The 21,369-nt window shown below is 33.0% G+C and carries 14 protein-coding genes and 1 riboswitch; of the genes, 4 read left to right on the top strand and 10 right to left on the bottom strand.

Features of this window, described 5'->3' with window-relative positions; genetic code table 11:
- The 6 genes from PMI10_RS04355 to PMI10_RS04335 all read right to left on the bottom strand — a co-directional run bounded on the left by PMI10_RS04355 (position 1) and on the right by PMI10_RS04335 (position 8,245).
- Complete coding sequence (locus PMI10_RS04355; protein ID WP_007804924.1) at positions 1-990, bottom strand: alpha/beta fold hydrolase; 990 nt, start codon at positions 988-990, stop codon at positions 1-3.
- A 73-nt stretch (positions 991-1,063) separates the two neighbouring features.
- A riboswitch (SAM riboswitch) is annotated at positions 1,064-1,171 on the bottom strand.
- A 182-nt stretch (positions 1,172-1,353) separates the two neighbouring features.
- Positions 1,354-1,554: a hypothetical protein gene (locus PMI10_RS04350; protein WP_007804922.1), complete on the bottom strand. Its 201-nt coding sequence runs from the start codon at positions 1,552-1,554 to the stop codon at positions 1,354-1,356.
- A gap of 621 nt (positions 1,555-2,175) precedes the next feature.
- Positions 2,176-3,264, bottom strand: a complete 1,089-nt coding sequence (locus PMI10_RS04345) for an aspartokinase (RefSeq protein ID WP_007804920.1) — start codon at positions 3,262-3,264, stop codon at positions 2,176-2,178.
- A 168-nt stretch (positions 3,265-3,432) separates the two neighbouring features.
- A complete protein-coding gene (locus PMI10_RS04340; RefSeq protein WP_007804918.1) occupies positions 3,433-4,737 on the bottom strand; it encodes an O-acetylhomoserine aminocarboxypropyltransferase/cysteine synthase family protein in 1,305 nt (434 codons plus the stop codon).
- Between the two features lie 50 nt (positions 4,738-4,787).
- On the bottom strand, positions 4,788-4,958 hold the full coding sequence (locus tag PMI10_RS22000) for a hypothetical protein (RefSeq protein WP_007804915.1): 171 nt from the start codon (positions 4,956-4,958) through the stop codon (positions 4,788-4,790).
- Positions 4,959-5,398: 440 nt separating this feature from the next.
- Positions 5,399-8,245, bottom strand: coding sequence for a TonB-dependent receptor plug domain-containing protein (locus PMI10_RS04335; RefSeq protein WP_007804912.1), 2,847 nt, complete (start codon positions 8,243-8,245; stop codon positions 5,399-5,401).
- A gap of 528 nt (positions 8,246-8,773) precedes the next feature.
- Between PMI10_RS04335 and metK the strand changes: the two genes are divergently transcribed.
- Positions 8,774-10,024 (top strand): methionine adenosyltransferase, encoded by a 1,251-nt coding sequence (gene metK, locus PMI10_RS04325; RefSeq protein ID WP_007804911.1) that lies wholly within the window; start codon positions 8,774-8,776, stop codon positions 10,022-10,024.
- Between the two features lie 237 nt (positions 10,025-10,261).
- Here the strand turns inward: metK and PMI10_RS04320 are convergent, their stop codons facing one another.
- Positions 10,262-11,734 (bottom strand): M28 family metallopeptidase, encoded by a 1,473-nt coding sequence (locus tag PMI10_RS04320; RefSeq protein WP_007804908.1) that lies wholly within the window; start codon positions 11,732-11,734, stop codon positions 10,262-10,264.
- Between the two features lie 140 nt (positions 11,735-11,874).
- On the opposite strand from PMI10_RS04320, the gene PMI10_RS04315 reads away from it, so the two are divergent.
- Positions 11,875-13,647: a DUF4153 domain-containing protein gene (locus PMI10_RS04315; RefSeq protein ID WP_007804907.1), complete on the top strand. Its 1,773-nt coding sequence runs from the start codon at positions 11,875-11,877 to the stop codon at positions 13,645-13,647.
- Between the two features lie 39 nt (positions 13,648-13,686).
- Here the strand turns inward: PMI10_RS04315 and PMI10_RS04310 are convergent, their stop codons facing one another.
- The 3 genes from PMI10_RS04310 to PMI10_RS04300 form a co-directional block, all read right to left on the bottom strand.
- A complete protein-coding gene (locus PMI10_RS04310; protein WP_007804905.1) occupies positions 13,687-15,924 on the bottom strand; it encodes a hypothetical protein in 2,238 nt (745 codons plus the stop codon).
- A 95-nt stretch (positions 15,925-16,019) separates the two neighbouring features.
- Positions 16,020-18,707: a carboxypeptidase-like regulatory domain-containing protein gene (locus tag PMI10_RS04305; protein WP_007804903.1), complete on the bottom strand. Its 2,688-nt coding sequence runs from the start codon at positions 18,705-18,707 to the stop codon at positions 16,020-16,022.
- A 45-nt stretch (positions 18,708-18,752) separates the two neighbouring features.
- A complete protein-coding gene (locus tag PMI10_RS04300; protein WP_007804901.1) occupies positions 18,753-19,652 on the bottom strand; it encodes a GLPGLI family protein in 900 nt (299 codons plus the stop codon).
- A 220-nt stretch (positions 19,653-19,872) separates the two neighbouring features.
- Here PMI10_RS04300 and PMI10_RS04295 point away from each other — a divergent pair, with 220 nt between their 5' ends.
- Both PMI10_RS04295 and PMI10_RS04290 read left to right on the top strand, forming a co-directional pair.
- The gene (locus tag PMI10_RS04295) at positions 19,873-20,688 is read left to right on the top strand and encodes a hypothetical protein (RefSeq protein ID WP_007804899.1); all 816 of its coding nucleotides are present in this window, start codon (positions 19,873-19,875) and stop codon (positions 20,686-20,688) included.
- On the top strand, positions 20,688-21,302 hold the full coding sequence (locus tag PMI10_RS04290; protein WP_007804896.1) for a deoxynucleoside kinase: 615 nt from the start codon (positions 20,688-20,690) through the stop codon (positions 21,300-21,302). The genes PMI10_RS04295 and PMI10_RS04290 overlap by 1 nt, the downstream gene beginning before the upstream one ends.
- The last annotated feature ends 67 nt before the right edge of the window (positions 21,303-21,369 follow it).

Below are 21,369 nucleotides of genomic sequence, written 5' to 3'. Positions count from 1 at the left end.
TTATTTTTTTATTGTTTCTGCCTTAAAAATATCGGCAAGTAAATGATCTAATTGTTTGTACTCTATTAAAAAAGCGTCATGTCCGTGTATCGAATTTATTTCGCTGTAAAAAACATTTTCTTTAAACTTTTTTAATTCCTGAAAGGTTTCCTGATTTTCTTTTGGCGTAAAAAATAAATCTGAATTAATTCCGATAATGTGGATATTCGCATTTGTTTTCGACATTAAAGTTTCAAAACTCTCTCTGTTTCTTGTAATATCAATCGTTTTAAGCAATTGATTCATCAATTTATAAGATGCCAATTGATATCTCTTTTGCAATTTTTCTCCGTGGTGCAATAGCCAGCTTTCTATATTAAAAATAGAAAGGTCTTCATTGACGGTACGTTGAAATTTTTCTTTGAATGATTCTGGAGATCTATAACATAACATAGCATGTATTCTGGCATCTTCAATTGGTTTTGACGAATTATTCAGGATTTGTTCCTGTAAAAAACAATTGGCAATCATCCAGTCTGTCGATTTCCAATCGGTTGCTATAGGAATTAAGTTCTCAGTGATATTAGGTTCAAGAGCCAACATTTCCCATGCTATTCCTCCACCAACTGAACCTCCGATAATGGCGTAAAGCTGTTCGATTTTTAAAATTTCAATTCCTTTCAAAAAAATACGGGCGATATCCCTGGTAGTAAAATCCTGGTAATTTTCAATAACAAACGAATCAATTCCGTTGCCGGGAACATTAAAGGATAATATCGTATACTTCCCGGTATCGATTGTCTTTCCTTCTCCAATTAAGTCGTTCCACCAGCCATTTTCGCCTGTAACCTGTGAATTTCCGGTAAGGGCATGATTCACCAAAACGACAGGTGCGCTATGTAAAGGTAAACCAAAAAAGGTAAAACTTAAGGGTAACGTACGGTATAATGCACCATTTTCTGTGGTGAAATTTTGTATATTAATAGGGCTTGGTATATTTTCCAATGTCAAATCTGTTGTATTATATGATTTGTATCTGGAAATATTAGAAAGAAAGTCTAGAGTGAAACTAGAAAAATTCTTGTTGTTATCTTTCCACGTTTGGCGTGGTAGAATGCAGCACCTTCTTCGCTTTACCGAAGGGTTGCTAAGGATTCATCGGGTCTAATCCCTCGTCCTTTCTTTATAACATTTCAATACGTTTTTGAACTTAAAGGTGCAAATTAACTACTATTTTCTTAAACAAACAAATTTATCTGAATAGATTATTCTGTTTATTAACTGTAACACAACTAAAAACTATTGTACGCAAAAAATTACCGAACAAATTGCCCAGTAAATTTAAGCAGGATTTACCCATTTGAAATGCTTTGATTAAATAAAAAGCGTTTCATTTTCTTTAGAATACATCAAAAATAATAGAGAGTTTGGTTCTTTTTTTTCGGCTTTTTTATCTGTTTCCGTTATTCCGAATCTTGGATGGATCAATTCGTTTGGCGGCGGTGGGATATTTCTTTTAGCCCTTATGCTTTTCAATGTTAAATATGCTTTTGATAAATAGTTTAGTGTGCTCATAATATTTCAGTTTTAGTTTGTTTATTTTTTATCTTATTATTGTTTTGTAATTACCTGATGAAATAAAAAAAACCCTTTTGGATTAAGATACCAAAAGGGTTTAAGTTTTTCAAACTCATATATACTTTTGGAATCAACAGACGCATACGCAAATAAATGCGACATTGAACATTTGGTTCATCTGTAGGGAATTATTCATCTGTGACTTATTTGTTATTTTAAAAAAATTCTGCATTTGGTATAAATTTAAAAAGCCTTCCAAAATTAGTGGGAGGCTTTGCTATATAAATATTGTTTTTACAATCTTAAGCAATAAACATCCCAACGGTTTTATCCGAAACGGCATAACTCATCTTATAGGAATTAAACATCATTTCTACGTTGTTTTTGGATTTAACAAATATGCAATTATTTTTTTAATTACACAAATGAAAACCAATAAATTAACACGAAAAAAACAACAAAAACTTACATTTTTATCAGTTTGAACATTTTTAAAGGTTTTACTCAATAAAAATAAGGTAAAAACTTACAAAATATGATTTTTAAACTTTAAAATTACCTCCACAAATCAGTTTATCAAAGAACAATCTTCATTCTATTCAATCTGGCCGGAGCTATTTAAAGCCAAACTGCTTCTTTATTTTTAATTTTTTCTGCAACTTTCAATATATCTGTAATAATTCCTCGCGAAATTGCTTCTTTCCCGCGTGCTGCACTTTGAATTACAATGGGAACGTCTGCATAAGATTGTGTATAGATTTCAAAAATCGTATCGGAACCTTTTAATTGTCCTATCGCCGAATTAATGGGTTCTGAAACCAGTTTTACTTCTAATTTATTTTTCAGGACATCAAATTCTCCTATATATCTTAAAACATGATTGTCAGCCTGAGTGATTTTGGCAATTTTGAATGCCTTATCCAGATATTCCTTATTCGGTATCCCATTTTTTTCCAGATGCTCTTCTTTAATCAAAGAATTAATTTTTATATCCGAAAAATCAAAATCCTTACCTATTTCCCTGGTTAGAATCAGCAATTTCCTTGCAGTATCATTCCCCGACAAATCCTCCAAAAAGGTAGAACGCATTAATCCGGACAAGCTGGCATCTTTTAAAACGACAGAGAAAGAAGTGTCTTCAGATGAAAACCGATTAAATACATAACTTAAATTATCAGACAAAACACCTCGTATTTTAGTAATTTTTTCTCCTGAATTATATAAATCCCTAAGTGTCTGCAATACCGGAATTCCTGTGTCTACCGATGTTTCATACAAGAATTCTTTATCATACTTCTTAAGATTTGAACGTATTTCTTTATAAAGGTCAATAGGCAGTGTATTGGCTTTTTTATTTACCGCTACAATATTAAATCCATTTTGAATTAAGGTATTATAGTGCCCAATCAGTTCATCGCTTGCGGTTGCATCAACTGCAATTAAATTTTCAAATTCATTTTCTTTGGCAAATTCAATAATATCCTCTACTTTAAAAGGTACCGCCAATTGCACAAAATTAGTCTCCCAAGCATATCCAACGCCTTCTTTCTCGAAAAAAGCCAGTGTAGAATTGGTAATAACCGGAAAATGAAAATCGATATTTTTGTTTTGTAAAAAAAACTCCTGACTCTCGATAATCTGATTGATTAAAGTGCTTCCGATATTTCCAATTCCGAAAAGGATAATGTTTATTTTTAGCTTTGACATAATTTTTAATTTTTTAAATAAATTCCAAAAACGTTTTATCTTTAAAATCTATCTGTTGATAACCATATTTCAGAGATAGTTTTCTGTTAAACCCTCATTTCGTAAAAAATTACCTCTAGTAAAATTCAGACTACTAAAGGCAATTTTTCTAACAAAAAACAAAAAAACCTAATTCTTATTAATACTATATTGTGATTGGGTAACGCTCGCGAAAACAGCTTTCAAATCAGCAATTAAGTCATCTATATCTTCGATTCCGACAGAAAGTCGAATTAAATCTTTTGAAACTCCGGTCTCCAATTGCTCTTCATCTGTCAATTGTTGATGTGTTGTACTTGCCGGATGAATTATAAGTGATTTGGTATCTCCAATGTTGGCCAAAAGAGAGAATAATTTAGTTTCATCTGCTACTTTTTTAGCTGCTTCAAAACCGCCCTGCAATCCAAAAGTGATAATTCCGCTTTGTCCTTCGGATAAATATTCTTTTGCTAAATCATAATATTTATTCGATTTTAATCCCGGATAGTTTACCCAGACTACCTGATCTTGTTTTTCTAACCATTCGGCTAAAGCCAAAGCATTTTCGCTGTGTTTTCGGATTCTAATTGGCAATGTTTCCAGTCCCTGAATGATTTGAAAGGCATTAAACGGACTCAAAGCTGAACCAAAATCACGTAAACCTTCAATTCTGATTTTTGCTATGAAAGCTGCATTTCCTAAAGCTTCGTGATATACCAAACCGTGATATCCTGCAGAAGGTTCTGTAAATTCCGGGAATTTTCCATTCGACCAGTCAAAAGTTCCTGCATCGATAACAACACCTCCTAATGAAGTTCCGTTTCCTGCAATATATTTTGTCAAAGAATGAATCACAATATCAGCTCCATATTTAATTGGGTTCAATAAATAAGGTGTAGCTACTGTATTGTCTACAATAAAAGGCACTTTGAAGTTTTTGGCTTCCGCCGAAATGGCTTTCAAATCCAACACATCTAATTTTGGATTCCCTAAAGACTCCACAAAGAAAGCTCTTGTATTTTCTTTTGCCGCTTTGGTGAAATTTTCAGCTTTCGAAGGATCAACAAAAGTGGTGGTAATGCCTAAACGAGGCAAAGTTACTTTTAACAAATTATAGGTTCCGCCATACAAACTATTTGAAGCCACAATATGATCGCCGGCTTTTAGCAGCGTCAATAAAGTTGTCGAAATTGCCGATGCTCCCGAAGCAGTAACTACAGCTCCAATTCCACCCTCAAGCGATGCCAGCCGCTGTTCTAAAATATCGTTTGTCGGATTATTTAATCGGGTATAAATAAATCCAGCCTCAGCCAAACCAAATAAATTGGCAGCATGATCTGAATTATTAAATACATATGATGATGTCTGGTAAATTGGTACCGCTCTGGTTCCTCCATTTTTAGTAACATCGTGTCCTGCGTGTAGTGCGTTTGTTGCAAATTTTTGTGTGCTCATGATTTCTTAGTTTTAAATATTATTAATTCGTTATAATAGGATTGATTTTTTTAGATGAAAAGATTTTCGTTTTCAGCTGAATACATTTGTGAAAGCAATGAATTTAGCTCTTCAGTATGTAATCCGCCTTTTAATATATTCAGTTTCACTTTTTGATTTTGAAATAAACTGTTTGTGCTTTTTGAAACGATTGTTCTTATTATTCTATATAGTGTTTTCATAATTTTATAATTTTAAGTATTGAGAGAAAAAAAGCCCTTTCGGATGGCTACCAAAAGGGCTTATAGTTTTAACTATAACAAAGATTGAATCTTTCTACTTTTGGCAATAGCAAATTGGTATGCAACACATACGCATCATACAGCACATCATCATTTTATTTTCTATTGTTTTCATTTTTATAAAATTGTATTAATTTAAAAATTCTTTGAGCTGTTTTAAATTCTACTAATTTGATAGAGTAAATATACTAATTATTTTTTAACTACCTAGAAGAAAATATTTTTTAACATTTAAAAGATTTTTATTTTAAAAATAATTGTCATCCTGAGCGTAGTCGAAGGCTTTTTTGCTTCGAAGGGTCTTCGGCTTCACTCAGAATAAACTTAGTCGAAGGCTTTTTACCGGAAAGGGCTTCGACTACGCTCAGCCTGACACTCATTTAAAATTTAAAGCTCAAACGGGCAAAACCAAATCTTCCGTTTAATCCGAATTGTGAAACAGCTCTCGAATACGCAAACTGATTTGCGTTTGTTAAATCTGTACTCGGCGCAGGAGACAATGTTGGAGTTGTATTGGTGAATGCAGGGGTTGAAGGATTGTTTCTGTCCGGATAAACGTCTCCTATATTATTAACTCCAAGCGTAACTCTGAATTTTTCATTGATCTGATATCCTAAAGACAAATCGGTAACAATTTTTGCGCTGTACTCTGGATGTTCGTACACAGAAGAAGATCCGTCTAAGTTTACATCTGTTGCTCCGGGATCTGTCACTTTGCCGAAATAACTGTTTCTTAAATAAATGTCCAGTTTCTTAATATTAAAAGTGGTTGCTAAATTGGCTTTCAATTTTGGAATTGCTTCTTCCAGATATACCCGGCTTGACTCAGGAAAAAATGAATATTTAAAAGGTTCTCCACCCGCATCAATAATAGACTGCGGAACATTTAAATCGCCAACTCTGTGTGTTTCGTTATAACTTACAGCAAAATCATTTCTAATTGTAAAACCTTCTATAACATCATATTTTTGAGAAATTACCACATCTATACCTTTTGTTTCTGAGTTGATTCCGTTTGTCCAGAATGAAGCTCTTTCTACACCTTTTAAATCAAATGCTTCCTGAAACAATGTTAATGCTTCTGCTTGTTCAGGTGATGTTGCACCGCCAATTTGTGCGTCTGTCGGTCTTGAATACTGACCGGTTAATACAACTCTGTCGTCAATTCTTGTAAAATATGCGTCTGTAGAAATCGTAATATTAGCCGATGGTATTTTGAATGTAAAACCTGTGCTGACACTTTTGGATTTCTCCGGTTTTAAATTTTCTACACCAATACTTTTAGCGGCCTGAGAGTCATTTGTAAAATAGCCTACCTGATATGGCGAACCATTAATAAATTGAGTAGAACTTGTTTCGAAATATTTTTGTTGCAATGATGGCGCCCTAAAACCTGTCTGCCCGGAAACTCTCCAATTAATAAAATCATTTAATTTTAAAAGAGAAGCTAATTTAAAGGTTACTGTATTTCCAAAATCCGAATAATTTTCAAAACGTGCTGCTCCGTTTAAAAGCCAGTTCTCTGTTGGGTTTAATTCTAAATCTACATAAGCAGCAACACTTTTTCTGTCTTTTTCTTTAGCATCAGCAGACTGAAATCCTGAGAATCCCTGCGCCCCTGCTCCACGTTTGTTTCCGAAAAAATCAGTCACAATTAACGGTGAAGTTGTTGGCAAAGTCCCGGAAACAAAATCTCCGTTTACATCATATAATCCGTAAGAAGCTTCTTCTCCGGCTTTAATCTGATAATTTTCATATCTGAATTCCCCACCAAAAGCAACATTCAAACCTTGCAAAACATCAAACTTTTTAGTTAAATCTAAATTGGTTGTACTTTGTAAAAATGAAACTTTACCTGCATCGAAACTAGATGGTGAATTTACTCCCAAAGTTGCATTTATAGTATTGTTTACACCATATTTAAAAGAATTTGATCCAAGGTTAGAACTGATATCAGTATCAAAACCAAATAGTTGAGTTGTAACTCCTACTGCTGCAGAAGCATCCAATATATCAGATTCTATTTCCGGTAAAAAACCATTTTCATATACTTGCGTGAAAGTTCCGGAACCATTCGGCAGTCTGTTGAAAGCATACGATTTTCCGTTTCTGAATGAAACTCCACCAAAAGAATACACAGACGTAACATCACTCAAAGGGTATTTAGCATTATAATACAATTGTCCCGTGGCCAATTCCGACTGACCGACACTCATATTATAGTCACTTCTTTTCTGGCCTCTGTAATTGATTTCGTTATTGGTAACATCAAAATTTAATGCTGTTTGCATTTGAGAAATGGATGTTGCTGAAGAAATTGCATTTTGCTGAGCTGTTGTAAAATAACCAACTTCTGGCGCATATTGCTGCAAAGTGCTGATAATTTGAGCAGAATTTGGGGTTGTATTAATGTTACTGAATAAAGAATTCACTGCTACTCCATCCTGAGCCGCTCTGTATTCGACAGCATTATAAGCATTAAAAATCCCATTACTTCTAATTCCCGCCCTGCTTGTTGCCTGTCTTGTAACGGCACTTCCTGTAACGTTTAAAAAACTGCCTTCTTTACCCAAAGATGTTCCGTAGTTTAAATTTAATTGTAGTGATTCTCCATCGCTTCCGCCTTCAAAATTATTAGATCCCGAAGATAAATTCGCTCCATACTGAATATCTCCCGAAATATATTTTGCATTCTTTTTCAGAACAATATTTATTACACCTGCTATGGCATCAGAACCATATTGTGCAGCAGCACCATCACGCAGGACTTCGATTCTCTCGATTGCAAATGACGGAATTGCATTTAGATCAGTACCAACAGAACCCCTTCCCGGTGATCCGTTTATATTTACCAATGCACTTGTATGCCTGCGTTTCCCATTAACCAGAATCAAAACCTGATCCGGCCCCAAACCTCTTAACTGAGCAGGATCAACGTGATCTGTTCCGTCAGCAGTAGAGGTTGGATTACTTGTAAATGATGGCGCAACATAATTCAAAATTTGAGTAACACTCGTTTGCGGTGCCCCTTTTGTTATTTCTGAAATATTAAATACATCCACAGGAACCGGTACATCAGTTTTTACCCTGTTTTTACTTCTTGAACCCACTATTGTCACTTCAGACAATTCATTATTTTTTAAAGTATCATTTTCTGTTTTATTATCCTGAGCATATAATCCGGAGAATGTGGCTAATCCTAAAATTATTATTAGAGTTTTTTTCATCTTATTTTGGTTTATTTATTAGGGTTTAAATGGTAATCTGACCGTTTTTCTTATTCTGACTTTATTCCAAAAAAAAACCTCCGCAGCAGCAGAGGTTCTATTAATATATTTTGAAAAATCTACAATAGTATCTCTGCGGAAGTTTCCGGCATCATACAAGACATCTTTTTTGCGATTAATTTCATGTTTTCTTTTATTTTGATTTGACAAATTTGCGAACTTTTTTCTGAACAGCCAAATAAAAAGATAAATTATTTCTATTACCCCATCAAATTACTATGATATGTTAAATTTCTACTTATATAATTAAAAAAAAGTAAACTTTAATTTGCAAATCAAAATGGTTTCATACCTTTGCACGCGAATACAGAGGAAAAATTTGAACTGATTGCAACCTCTTCATAATGAAACGGTTCATTATGAATGCTGAAGATTTAATTTCAGTAGTAAAAAATGCTAAAGCAGGAATTCTCCTTTAGCCTTTTCAGCAATTATTTTCCTCGCTTAATTTTAATTTAAAAAATTATTATGGCTTATTTATTTACGTCAGAATCTGTTAGTGAAGGGCATCCGGACAAAGTTGCAGATCAAATTTCGGATGCATTAATTGATAACTTTTTGGCATTTGATGCTGACTCAAAAGTAGCTTGTGAAACTTTAGTTACAACTGGTCAGGTAATTTTAGCTGGTGAAGTAAAATCGAATACGTATCTTGATGTTCAGCAAATCGCTCGTGAAGTAATCCGTAAAATCGGTTACACAAAAAGCGAATATATGTTTGAAGCAAATTCTTGTGGAATTCTTTCAGCAATTCACGAACAATCTGCAGATATTAATCAAGGTGTTGACAGAGCTAAGCCGGAAGAGCAAGGAGCAGGTGATCAGGGAATGATGTTTGGTTACGCAACTAACGAAACTGAAAACTATATGCCATTGGCACTTGATTTGTCTCATAAATTATTGCAGGAATTAGCAATCTTAAGACGCGAAAACAAAGAAATCACTTATTTACGCCCTGATGCTAAATCTCAGGTAACTTTAGAATATAGCGATGACAACAAACCAACTCGTATTGACGCAATTGTGATCTCGACTCAACACGATGATTTTGATGAAGAAGCTACAATGCTGGCTAAAATCAAAAAAGACATTATCGAAATTTTGATTCCAAGAATCATTGCTAAAAATCCAACTCACGCGCATTTATTCAATGATAAAATCAACTACCATATCAACCCAACAGGAAAATTCGTAATTGGAGGACCTCACGGAGATACTGGTTTAACAGGAAGAAAAATCATTGTTGATACTTACGGTGGAAAAGGTGCTCACGGTGGTGGTGCTTTCTCCGGAAAAGATCCAAGTAAAGTAGACAGAAGTGCTGCGTATGCAACACGTCATATCGCTAAAAACTTAGTAGCTGCAGGAGTTGCTGACGAGATCTTAGTACAGGTTTCTTATGCAATTGGAGTTGCTCAGCCAATGGGTATTTTTATTGATACTTACGGAACTTCCAAAGTAAACTTAACTAACGGTGAAATTGCCAAAAAAGTAGAAGCTATCTTTGATATGCGTCCTTACTTTATTGAGCAACGTTTAAAATTAAGAAACCCAATTTACAGCGAAACTGCTGCTTACGGACACATGGGACGTAAACCGGAAACTGTAACTAAAACTTTTTCTGCTCCGGGAGGAAATGAAAAAACAGTAACTGTTGAGTTATTCACATGGGAAAAACTTGATTTTGTGGACCAGGTAAAAACTGCTTTTGGATTGTAATTCAATCTGAAACATACATATCAAAAAAAGGCTTTCTAAAAATTTTAGAAAGCCTTTTTATTTTCAGTAGATTCGATCGTTTTCAAATTATTTTAAATCTGTTTTTTTTAGCGTTTTCGCGATAGCGAATCAGTTAAATCTGCGTATTAATTCAACGCAGATTTAACTGATTTACTTTGTAAAAACGCAGATAAAAACGGATTTTTATTCTTTAATTACACAACCTTAAAGTTTTCTTTATCGCTCTAATTGTACATTTGGCAACGTTTTAGGACGATTTGCATCATTAGATAAAATCCAGCCGGTACGATACATCCATTCGGTCATTTTACGCAATTTTACGTAATCAATATTTTCGGCTTCATCCATTGGCGTGTGGTATTGGCTGTGTAAGACACTTGTGAAAAACACAGACGGAATTCCCTTGCGTGCATAAGGCAAATGATCTGAACGGAAGTAAAAATATTCCGGATGCTCGGGTCTGTCCCAAAGTTTATCCAAATCAAATTTAGGGCCTTCATCATTTGCTCTTTTAGCGATATTAACTAAATCCGAAGAGTTTTCGTGAGGAGAACTTGAACCTAGCAAGGCTGCTTTATTTACATCATTTCTTCCGATCATATCACCATTTAAAACGGCAACTATGTCTTTTTCAGGAACAGTCGGATGTGCCGCATACCAGCTTGATCCCAACAAACCACGTTCTTCAGAACCATGAAAAACAAATAATGCTGTTCTTTTTCCGGGTTGCTTTTTATATGCCCTTGCAATTGCGAGCATTGCCACACATGTACTTGCGTTATCATCGGCTCCATTATAAATCGAATCCTGTCCGTATTTTTGTCTTACACCATCATGATCCTGATGTCCGCTAAAAAGCACATATTCACTTTTCAGCTTAGCATCTGTTCCCTCTATTTTTCCAACAACATTTACAGATGGATATTTATACGTTTCAGAAACTACTTCCGCAGACAATAGGTCTTTCGTGGTTTTTAAATATTCTAACTGATCATTATGAACCCAAAATGCAGGCATTCTTGGAGGTACTGGTATTTTATCACGAAAACCTTCAATTCCGTAAACTCCTCTTATCATTTGTGGCTCTACCTGAGACCAGCTTTTTTCGCCCAAATCATCGGCAACAAGTATAAGGGCAACTGCGCCTTTTGATAATAATAAATCATAATACTTTTGTTTCACCAAACCCAGATAACGTCTGTCAAAAAGAGAAATCTCATCTGATATTCCTTCCTTGGAAGCCAAAATTACGACAGCTTTTCCTTTAACATCTGTTTTTTCAATTTCTTCTTTTGTCGCTGCACCCAAATATAATAGTGGTGCTTCAACTTTAGTATTTGTGGTTTCTGCTACCAGAACTTCACTCCACAGTTTATATTGTTTTTGTCCGATTTTAAATTTTGTATTAGCCGTAACCTGATGCCTGTACAAATCAAAAAACTGAAAGTAAGTTCCATCATCACCTGCAGGTGCCATTCCTGCTTCTTTTGCTTTATCAGCCAGCCACATTGATACTTTTAATTCATCTAAAGTTCCTGCTTCACGCCCATTAAAGTGATCTCCAGCCATCTGATACATATCTGCTCTAAGGTCTTTATCTGTGATTGCTGAAACTAAAGGTTTTTTGATTGTTTGCGAAAAAGCTATACTTCCGAAAAGAATCAAACCGAAGATTATTTCATTTTTCATAAATTTTAATTTAATAATCAAACTTAGTAATTTAAAAAATAAAAATCTTCTTTCAATTTCAAAACCTGTCGGATCTGTTAGGCATTTATTTGTATATGTCTTACAATTTTCTTTCCTTAGTACAAAATAACTGACTAAAAATGAGCCGACTTCCCTCCTTACAAAATGTACTGAAAGCCATCCAAAGAACAGTACTTAGATTTCCATTAGAAACCACAACAGCTATTTGCGGAACCCTTTTCGCTATTTTGCTTTCTGAAGAAGATACTGATTCCAAGGAAAAATTATATGTAAAACTCATTATGTGTTGTTCATTGTGCCTGGTTTTGTTTCTATCGGTCAGTCTCTTTTTTATTGCAGCGAAAAAAAATAATATACTCAGGTTTTTAACCAGTTTGCTATTGGGCAGTTTAGTTGTTGCCTTTGTTTTTAGTTTTAAAGAAAAAGTAACAGATCTGGAATTTCAGCAATTTTTTGTACTTAATATAGCACTGCACTTACTGGTTTCTTTTTCGGGTTTTTTACCAAAAGTTTACAATCAGGAAGAATTCTGGGAGTTTAACAAACAGCTTTTTCTTAGAATTCTGACCTCAGCTTTATACAGCGGTGTTTTATATGGCGGATTGGCATTGGCAATAGTAGCTGTTGACAACCTTTTTAAAGTTGAGTTTTATAATAATATCTATGCACATGTCTTTTTTGTCATTGCCGGAATTTTCAATACAATTTTCTTTCTGAATGGCATCCCTGAGACTAATAATGAAGAGATTCCTCTTGTATTAAGTTACCCAAAAGGGCTTAAAAACTTTACTCAATATGTTTTATTGCCATTAATAAGTCTTTATTTGGTAATTTTGATTTGTTATGAAACAAAAATCCTTGTAACACTTTCGTTACCTGTTGGCTGGGTTTCTTATTTAGTTCTGGTATTTGCTATTTCCGGAATCCTTTCTTTTCTGTTAGTGCATCCAATTGCAACTGAAACCGGAAATCTCTGGATGCGAACTTTTAACCGATGGTTCTATTTCTTATTAATTCCGTTGTTGGGGTTGCTTTTTTGGGCCATTTTATACCGAATCAATCTTTATGGCTTTACACATGAACGCTATTATGTATTACTATTATCAATATGGTTAACCGTAGTTGTTGCCTACTTTTTAATTAATAAACAACCTGAAATAAAATTCATTCCTATTAGCATGTGCCTGGCAGGATTATTTTCTATTATTGGTCCGCAAAGTGCTGATTCTATTTCGAAGCATAGTCAGTTATCCCGATTTGAATCTTACACGCAAAAAACCGAAGGCAAGAAATTGACATTTGAACAGGAAAAAGATTTAAGCAGCATTGTTTCATTTTTAGAAAAAAACTATGGAGTTGAAATTATGGTCCCTTATTCCAAAAACAAATTAAATACACTTCTTAAAAAAGACAAATCTCCGAGTGATTCTGAAATAATGAAAGCTTTGGGTTATGAATATCGATCTCCTTACGACCGAAAAGATGAAAGCAGAAACTCATTCAATTATTATTTCTATCAAAATAATGAGAATACCGTTGAAAACATTCATGGATATGATATGGTTTTTATAATATCCAAGGGCATTCCTTTTAATTGTGAAAATTGTGTCGAAATTGAAGACAAAAGCTATTCCATTAAATCTGCAGAAAAAGATTATGGTGTCGATTTACAAATTAATAAAGACATTATTCCATTAAAAATTATTGAATTTGTCAACAAAAATAATGAATTCAAAGAAGAATATAATTCAAGTAAAAAAATCACTCAAAAAATAGAGACGCAAAAATATTCCGTTCTGTTAGTATACTTAAATGTAAATGGCAAATTTAAAAATAACAAAAAAGAACTCGATCATTATCAGATTAAAGTAATGGTAAAAATTAAGCAGTAAAAAAGAAGCCTTTGAAAAATCTTCAAAGGCTTCTTAATTTTAATACGTTCCGTTTTGCATTTTAGTTAAGGTTTCACGGATTTCTGATGCTGTTTGTTCTTCAACATCCATATTCAAAAATTTAACTGCCAACTCCTGAGTAATTATTGCTTTGTCTTTTTGTCCGTCTTTATAATACAATTGGGCCAGTGTATCTAAATAGTACGGGTTATTTTTGGCTACAATCAAACTGTATTCAGACCAATTTATAGCATCTTTCATAAAACCGGAATTTGCAGGTTTTAGGACTACCGCCCAGGCAGCTGAGTTGCATAAATTAGAATGATAGTCTTTAAATGAATTCCATCCGTCATAAGAATACTGAGAATTAGGATCGATTGCAGTATACATCTCATCTAATTTCTCAATTGCGTTTCCTTTTTCCGAAGACAAATAAGTATTAAAATAAGCATTGAATTCCTTTAAGTAAGCAGTGTTATTTGTACTTCCTTCACTTTCCTGACTCAAATAAGCAAAATAGTTTTTATAACATTCAAACCCGCCTTTTCCGATTGTTATTAATTTTTTATAGATAGAAATTATTTTATTCTGATTCGCATTTCCTTCAACTCCTTCTCCCGAAACATAACTATTTATTTGTAAAGCAGATGAAATTTCAGAACTTAAATTAGTGATTTTCGTGGCCGGATCAGTTGTGTTATCAACTTCTGCATTCGCTTTTTCAATTGCATTGTAATGTTTGATCAAATAATCTATAGACAGAAAATCAGTATCATTCAGAACTCTGTCATCTTTAAAGAATTGCTTAGAAAACCCTTGGTTTTTAATTTCTTTCAAAATTGTTTCTACCAAAAACATATTTGGCTTTGTATCTTTTTGATGCCCTTCAATTAGTTTTTTCCAGATTTGAGAAACCTCTTTTTTATCTAAAACAACTTTCACCAATTTAAAATCCGAAGAATTTTCTTCATTACTAACATCATCTGATTCATAATCATATGGTAATTCCGTTACGGTTGCATTATTAAAAGCCAAAATCAAATCAGCATCTGTTGCTTTTTTATTTTTTATTATTTTATTAAAAGAATAAAGAATATTTGCTTTTTTCAGTTTTTTATCAAAATAATATTCAAATGCTGGGTTTTTATCTGACAAACCGAACTTCGCAGTAGCCAAAACATCTCCATCATTGTTCAAAACGATTACGCTTGGATCATCAGTAATCTTATTCGTTTTAAGCCATTTTTTATCTTCGGAAGTGGCCAAATAATAATTAAAAAGATCATATTCCGGATTGTAAGCATCATACATATTATATCCGACTTGTGATTCCTGATCTTTCAAAAATGAATCAAAATCAGCTTTTGCCGAAGGATTCTTACTATCTACTGAAACTACTAAAAATTTACTTTTAGCATTTTTTGTTACGGCCAGAGCATCTTTTAAATTGTTTTCAATTTTGAATTTAAAATCGAATTTGGATAAAGGGTAAGCTACACTGTCAGTAACAGGAGATGCACTATCAACAGTTTCTGAGCCAAAATCCTCACTAATTAAACTTTCTTTTCCCGGATAAGTCCAATTTGAAATACTTTGTTTCTCAATAGCAATAATATTTGAAGCAACAGGTGGCGGCGGAGTGCCTTTTTCACTTAAAAAAATGATCGGATCTTTTCCTGATGGTCCGGTAATTTTAAGCTCATTTGATTTTTTATCAAAAAAACCGAAAATTTTCAGATCTTCTACAATATCAAAATCATATTTAATTGTCACTTCTGAAACATCTTTTGGCAAAGCATATTTATAAAGTTTAGTTTCAGTTTCATATCCTTCGACCACCAAATACAAATAATCTGTTCGGTCAATATCGAATTCCAAATCTGCATTTGCAAATTCAGGATCTACTTTAGTTTTAATATCTGAAAGTCTTTGATATTGAACTGATTCAGCTCCTTTTTGTGTCCCTATATAAAATGGATAATAAGAAGTGTCTAAAAACTTAATTTTAATTTTCTTCGCTTTTCTGTCATTCTTAAAAGTAAGATTAAAAGCATCATCTTCCTTTTTATTTTGAGAAAACAATAATGAGTCGCCCTTAACCTTATATTCGCCGGAAGACAGTACTAACTCGTACTTATTACCCTCTAAAAAATTTAATTTGATTGTTTGCCCTTTGTTTGTTGATGAATATGTCCCTTTTTCAATACTTTTTGATTGCGAAAAAGACGTAAACACTATACAAAAAAGCAATAAGGAACTCCATATACAATTGCGCATAATATAAAATTTTGGCTGTTAATATTCAGCGTAAAGATATTTGATTATTATCAAAATAAATTAGCTTAAAACCAAAAATAGATACTTAATAGATACTACAGATTATATTTCATTGAAAAAATAATGTAACGAGGCTGAACGGTATATTGCGAAACACGCGTTGAGAATTGTGAGAAACTGTCATCATTGAGATACCTTGTATTCAGTAAATTTGTAGCTGAGATTTTATACTCCCATTTGCTGTCCTTTTTTTGATAAATCAGGCTGGCACTTAAAAAATCATATTCGTTATCTACCGTTTTGTTTGAATTATAATAATGATAGAATTCATATTCGGAAACAAACGAAAAACTATTCAGGAAATAATAATCCAATCGGGCAAAAGGTTTATCGGTGTAATACGTTGAACCACTGTATTGATTGATTAAAGCATTATACCCAAACTCTATATTTGGAAGGTTTTTATAATTTGTCGACGCTTTTACAGTATAGCTTTGAGTAAAACTTTCTGTCGTTGTTACTTTTTCGTTTTGAATATTATTGAATTTTGACCAATTCAAACTGGCATTTACAGAAGCTTTATAATTCTTTAAAAATGATCTCCCGTAGCTTCCCATACCGGAAAGAGTTTCATCTGCCAGATTAGAATTATAAGGCGAAGAAGATTGATTGATTCCTGTAAAATCGGCTTTTGTTTTTATAGCATCTACTTTTTTAGTATACGTTGCATTGGCAAAAATATTCTCAAAATTGAACATATTATATTTAAAATACCGCAGCGAATGCACTTGCGAAGTTGCGTTTTCCAGAGTACGATCTCCTCTAAACAAACTGCTGTAATCAGACAAAACATAACCTGCGGCCAATTGATTAATATCGGTAAAATCATTTGTCAAAGAGAAATTATATGTCAATGTTTCTGATTTTTTGATTTGATAAAGCGCAAAGAAATCAGGCAGTACTTTTATGAAATTTTGTGAATAATCTGTTCCTGATTGTGTGTTTGTCATTGCGTATGAATGTACACTAACTCCAGGCGTTAGTGTAAATTTTCCGGTCAGGATTTTATAGTGAAATCCTAAAAAAACATCGTCGAAATTGTATTTAACCTGATTGTTATTTGCTGCATCATTTAAATCATTTTTATCTCCGTTGTCCAGAATCTGAAAAATATGAGAATTAAAATTTTGATAAGAATAAGTGTTTCCTAAGGTAATATTGATATTACTTTTTGGCGTTACCATATAATAATAATCCAGCTTAGCATCTAATTTATTGGTCTTTACAAATCGTTCCTGATTCAAATCATTTCTATTTTGTTCAATAGTATAACCCGACAAAACAAAGGGCTGAGATTGTAAATTGGCATTATAAAACGGATTTTCGTCCTGATACAAATGCTGCATTTCGAAAGCAAAAATATTTTTGTCACTTTGTGTATAGTACAAACTTACATTTTGGTTTATCGATGTCGGGTCTTGCTTTTTGTTTGTTAAAATAGTTTCGGTCGTAGATACATTATTTACTATTGATTCACGCAGCAAATCAGTATCTTCTTCCTGTTTTGTCAGTTTGGTCAGAATATCATAATCGAACTGAAGTTTTGTATTGGGTTTGTAACTTGAACTCAGTTTAAAAAGACCCAAATTGTTTTTCTGATGTGTCAGTTCCTCTCTGTTTTGTTGATTTCCTGAGTCTAAAATCGTTGTCTGGGATTTTGTTTCAAGATCTGTTTTTGAAGTAGAAAGTATTCCGAAACCACTAATATTCCATTCTTTTGTAACCGAATAAGCAAAATTGGTGGCGCCAAACTTTGTTTCAATTTCCTTGGCGCGATTATTTCTCAAAAGTGAGATTCCGATATCATTCGAAGAAACATTAAAACTGCTTCCTCCTTTTTTCATCATGTTTTTAAATCCGCCGGTAAACTTAAAATAATCCTGGGCCGTAAGTGGTAATTCGCCAATATTATTAAAATTGGTAATCAAATTAATACTGTATTTTGGGCTGTAATAAAACAATTTTGGATTAATAATATATCGACTGTCCAATTCCCCAACACCAATTCCTGCCGTCATATCCCCAAACCAAAAGTTCTTTTTACCTTCTTTCAGTTTAATATTCATAGCTACATTATCCTGATCATTTTCGAGGCCTTTTAAAGCACCAACTTCGTTATAATTCCTTAAAACCTGAATTTTATCAATCGCATCGGCCGGGATGTTTTTAACTCCTAATTTGGTATCTCCATCAAAAAAATCTTTGCCTTCAACCATTAATTTAGAAACTTTTTTTCCTTCAACTTCTATTTCTCCATCGGCATTTACCTCAACACCGGGAAGTTTTTTAAGCACGTCTTCCAGTTTTTTCTCTGTTCCGGATTTAAAAGAATCAGCATTATAAACAATTGTATCTCCTTTTATAGAAACAGGCATTTCGCGTACAATCTCTACTCCTTCGAGTTCTATTTCCACATCATCCATGGCAATATTTTGAGATATATTCTCAGTTTTAGTCGAAATTTCAATTTCTTTTGATTTCATTCCGAGGTAACTAATTTTTACCGTATAAGAAGTATTGGGCTTCAAAGTCAATTGAAACCTTCCTTTATCATTTGTAATTCCATAAGAATCCATTGCTTTTGTAGCTGAATTTACGGCCATAATATTGGCCATTTCCAATGGATTTTTTTGTCCGTCCTGAATAAAACCATCAAAACGGATACTTTGAGAAAAAGAAACAGAAGTAATTAAAAAAACGAAGAAACAAAGTATTTTGTTCATTAAAAGAGAATTATAATAAGTAGTAATTTATCAGGACAGCAATTTTTATCTTCCTATCATTGGAGGTCCTCCTGCACGGCCACGATTCATTTCTCTAAACTCTTTCATTTTTTTTATAACTGTTTCGTCGTAATCCTTCTGAGAAATTTCTTTTCCTTTTGTTGGTGCTTTTATGTCCACTTTTTCTTTGGCATTCAAAATAATTTTAGAACATAAAATAGTTGTTGTTCCATCATTAATTTCTAAAATCAAACCCGGTAATCCCCAATAACTCTCAGGTCCTTGATTGATTGGAATTTCAGGCGAGTACCAGGCAGTTATTGTAATTTCTTTGGGAATTTCAAAATTATCTTCAAAATTGGTTTTCTTTTCAGTAGTTTGTTTTTGAGCATCTTCCTTTTTTACTTCAGTTTTTTTATCGTCATCATTCTTCGGTCTGAAATTTCTGAAATCAGTTTTACTGGCTTCACGAACAGCAGTTGCCTTATAGCAGGTATAGCCTCCAATTTGTTTGGTTTCAGGTTCTAATTTCCAATTTAATTTCGGCAATGAATCTTTAACCAAAAATTCTTTACCCATAAATTCTTTATCTACCATATACACTTTACTTTTTACATCTTTGTAAAAAGTTCCGCCGCCACCCATCATAGAATTCATCATCATTCGCATTCCTCCCTGTTGTCCGGGTGCCTCTAATTTTTCTTCTTCCTTATAAATAGAAGCCGATTTATCAAAATTCAGAATAAATGTTTTTTCCAGCATTTTTTTCATCCGCTCCTCCATATTCTTTTGCATTTCGGGTGTAATATCCCTGTTTCCGCGCATTCCTTCAAACTTAGGCGCCTGGGTTTTTGACTCATAAACTGCCATTCCCTGAAAATCTTTTTGAGCTTGCATTTGACTGAAAGCAAGAATTAAAAACAAATAATATGATATTTTTTTCATTGGTTTTCTTTTAAAGTTGGATAAATCCGATAAAACTTACATTCAAATGTATCATTAATTTTAAAGAAGGAAAAATTAAATATATAAACCCTTATAAGCTATCGACAGAGTTCGGTATTAATCAGACTATTAGAAATGAGTACCGTTAAATGATAAAATCTTATCTGCATAATCCATTTTTACTATAGTTTTTCGTAATTTGGCATTTTAGAAAAAACCCATGAAAAAAACAGCCTGCAAAATTTTATTCCTATTGCTTTTTGCCTGTTTTATTTCAGTAGTTTCTGCTCAGAATAAAAAAATAAATATTCTTTCAACCTCCCATTTTACTATTGATGCTGATGAATTTTTAGGTTATGATTCTTTTGGATATTCTTATCAGATAAAAAATAATGTGTTTAGTAAAATCAAAGAAAATGAAGTCTTTGAATACAAAAATGTTTCATTAGGAAAAATCACTAAAGTCGATATCCTGAATCCCCTGAAAATAGTATTGTTTTATGAAGATTTTAATAGTGTTGTCTTACTTGACAATCAATTGAATAAAATTGCTGAGATTAATTTTTCTCAAAACAGTATTCCTATTGTTGTTACGGCAATTGGAATGTCTTCTCAAAACCAATTATGGATTTATAATGCTTTAAATCAACAAATTGGACTTTTCGATTATTTGAAAAATGAATATAAAACCGTTTCTACTCCATTAACAGAAAATATAAAATCTTACCAGACTGATTTTAATACTTTTTATTGGATAGATGAAAAATTCAATTGGTATTCCTGCGATATTTTTGGAAAAACAACCGGCTTGGGAAAAGTTTCAGATTTTGATGAAATCCAGATTTTAAGCCCTAAGCAATACATTTTCAGTAAAGGTAATTTCTTGTATTTTAAAGACATTCATAATGATAATTCTGACACTTCTTCTGAAATTGAAGTTTTAGAAAAAACCTTTGATAAATTCTGTTACAAAGACCAAATTTTATCTATTTTTACAACCAGGGAAATCACAAATTATAAAATCGTAACACCGTAATGCACATAGCAATAGCAGGAAATATAGGAGCAGGAAAAACAACATTGACTAAATTATTGGCCAAACATTTTAAATGGGAACCCCATTATGAAGATGTCGTTGACAATCCATATTTAGATGATTTTTACCACCAGATGGAACGCTGGTCTTTTAATCTGCAAATTTATTTTCTGAACAGCAGATTTCGTCAGGTACAGCAAATCCGTGAAAGTGGAAAAAAAATAATTCAGGACAGAACCATTTACGAGGATGCGTATATCTTTGCTCCCAACTTATATTCGATGGGATTGATGACAAGCCGTGATTTTGAAAATTACACCTCATTATTTGAATTAATGGAATCATTGGTAAAAGCACCGGATTTATTGATTTATTTAAGAAGTTCAATTCCAAATCTAGTGGGTCAAATCCACAAACGCGGACGCGAGTACGAAAACTCTATTTCTATCGAATATTTGAGTCGTCTGAACGAAAGATATGAAGCCTGGGTTCAAACTTATACCAAAGGAAAATTATTGATTATTGACGTTGACAATATTAATTTTGTAGATAACCCTGAAGATTTAGGAAATATTATTAATCGAATTGATGCCGAATTGAATGGATTGTTTTAAAAATCTGTATTTCAAAAATTAAACACAATACAAAATGCCTCTAAAGTTTAGAGGCATTTTTGGTAAA

The organism is Flavobacterium sp. CF136, from assembly GCF_000282055.1.
In the GTDB taxonomy this organism is placed as follows: Bacteria; Bacteroidota; Bacteroidia; order Flavobacteriales; family Flavobacteriaceae; genus Flavobacterium.
Note: the sequence above shows the minus strand (reverse complement) of the source record. Positions and strands in the feature narration are given on the sequence as shown.

Coding starts and splice junctions, on each gene's coding strand:
- PMI10_RS04350 (WP_007804922.1), bottom strand. CDS start 1,554: ATGAGCACACTAAACTATTTATCAAAAGCATATTTAACATTGAAAAGC.
- PMI10_RS04345 (WP_007804920.1), bottom strand. CDS start 3,264: ATGTCAAAGCTAAAAATAAACATTATCCTTTTCGGAATTGGAAATATC.
- PMI10_RS04340 (WP_007804918.1), bottom strand. CDS start 4,737: ATGAGCACACAAAAATTTGCAACAAACGCACTACACGCAGGACACGAT.
- PMI10_RS22000 (WP_007804915.1), bottom strand. CDS start 4,958: ATGAAAACACTATATAGAATAATAAGAACAATCGTTTCAAAAAGCACA.
- PMI10_RS04335 (WP_007804912.1), bottom strand. CDS start 8,245: ATGAAAAAAACTCTAATAATAATTTTAGGATTAGCCACATTCTCCGGA.
- metK (WP_007804911.1), top strand. CDS start 8,774: ATGGCTTATTTATTTACGTCAGAATCTGTTAGTGAAGGGCATCCGGAC.
- PMI10_RS04320 (WP_007804908.1), bottom strand. CDS start 11,734: ATGAAAAATGAAATAATCTTCGGTTTGATTCTTTTCGGAAGTATAGCT.
- PMI10_RS04315 (WP_007804907.1), top strand. CDS start 11,875: ATGAGCCGACTTCCCTCCTTACAAAATGTACTGAAAGCCATCCAAAGA.
- PMI10_RS04310 (WP_007804905.1), bottom strand. CDS start 15,924: ATGCGCAATTGTATATGGAGTTCCTTATTGCTTTTTTGTATAGTGTTT.
- PMI10_RS04305 (WP_007804903.1), bottom strand. CDS start 18,707: ATGAACAAAATACTTTGTTTCTTCGTTTTTTTAATTACTTCTGTTTCT.
- PMI10_RS04300 (WP_007804901.1), bottom strand. CDS start 19,652: ATGAAAAAAATATCATATTATTTGTTTTTAATTCTTGCTTTCAGTCAA.
- PMI10_RS04295 (WP_007804899.1), top strand. CDS start 19,873: ATGAAAAAAACAGCCTGCAAAATTTTATTCCTATTGCTTTTTGCCTGT.
- PMI10_RS04290 (WP_007804896.1), top strand. CDS start 20,688: ATGCACATAGCAATAGCAGGAAATATAGGAGCAGGAAAAACAACATTG.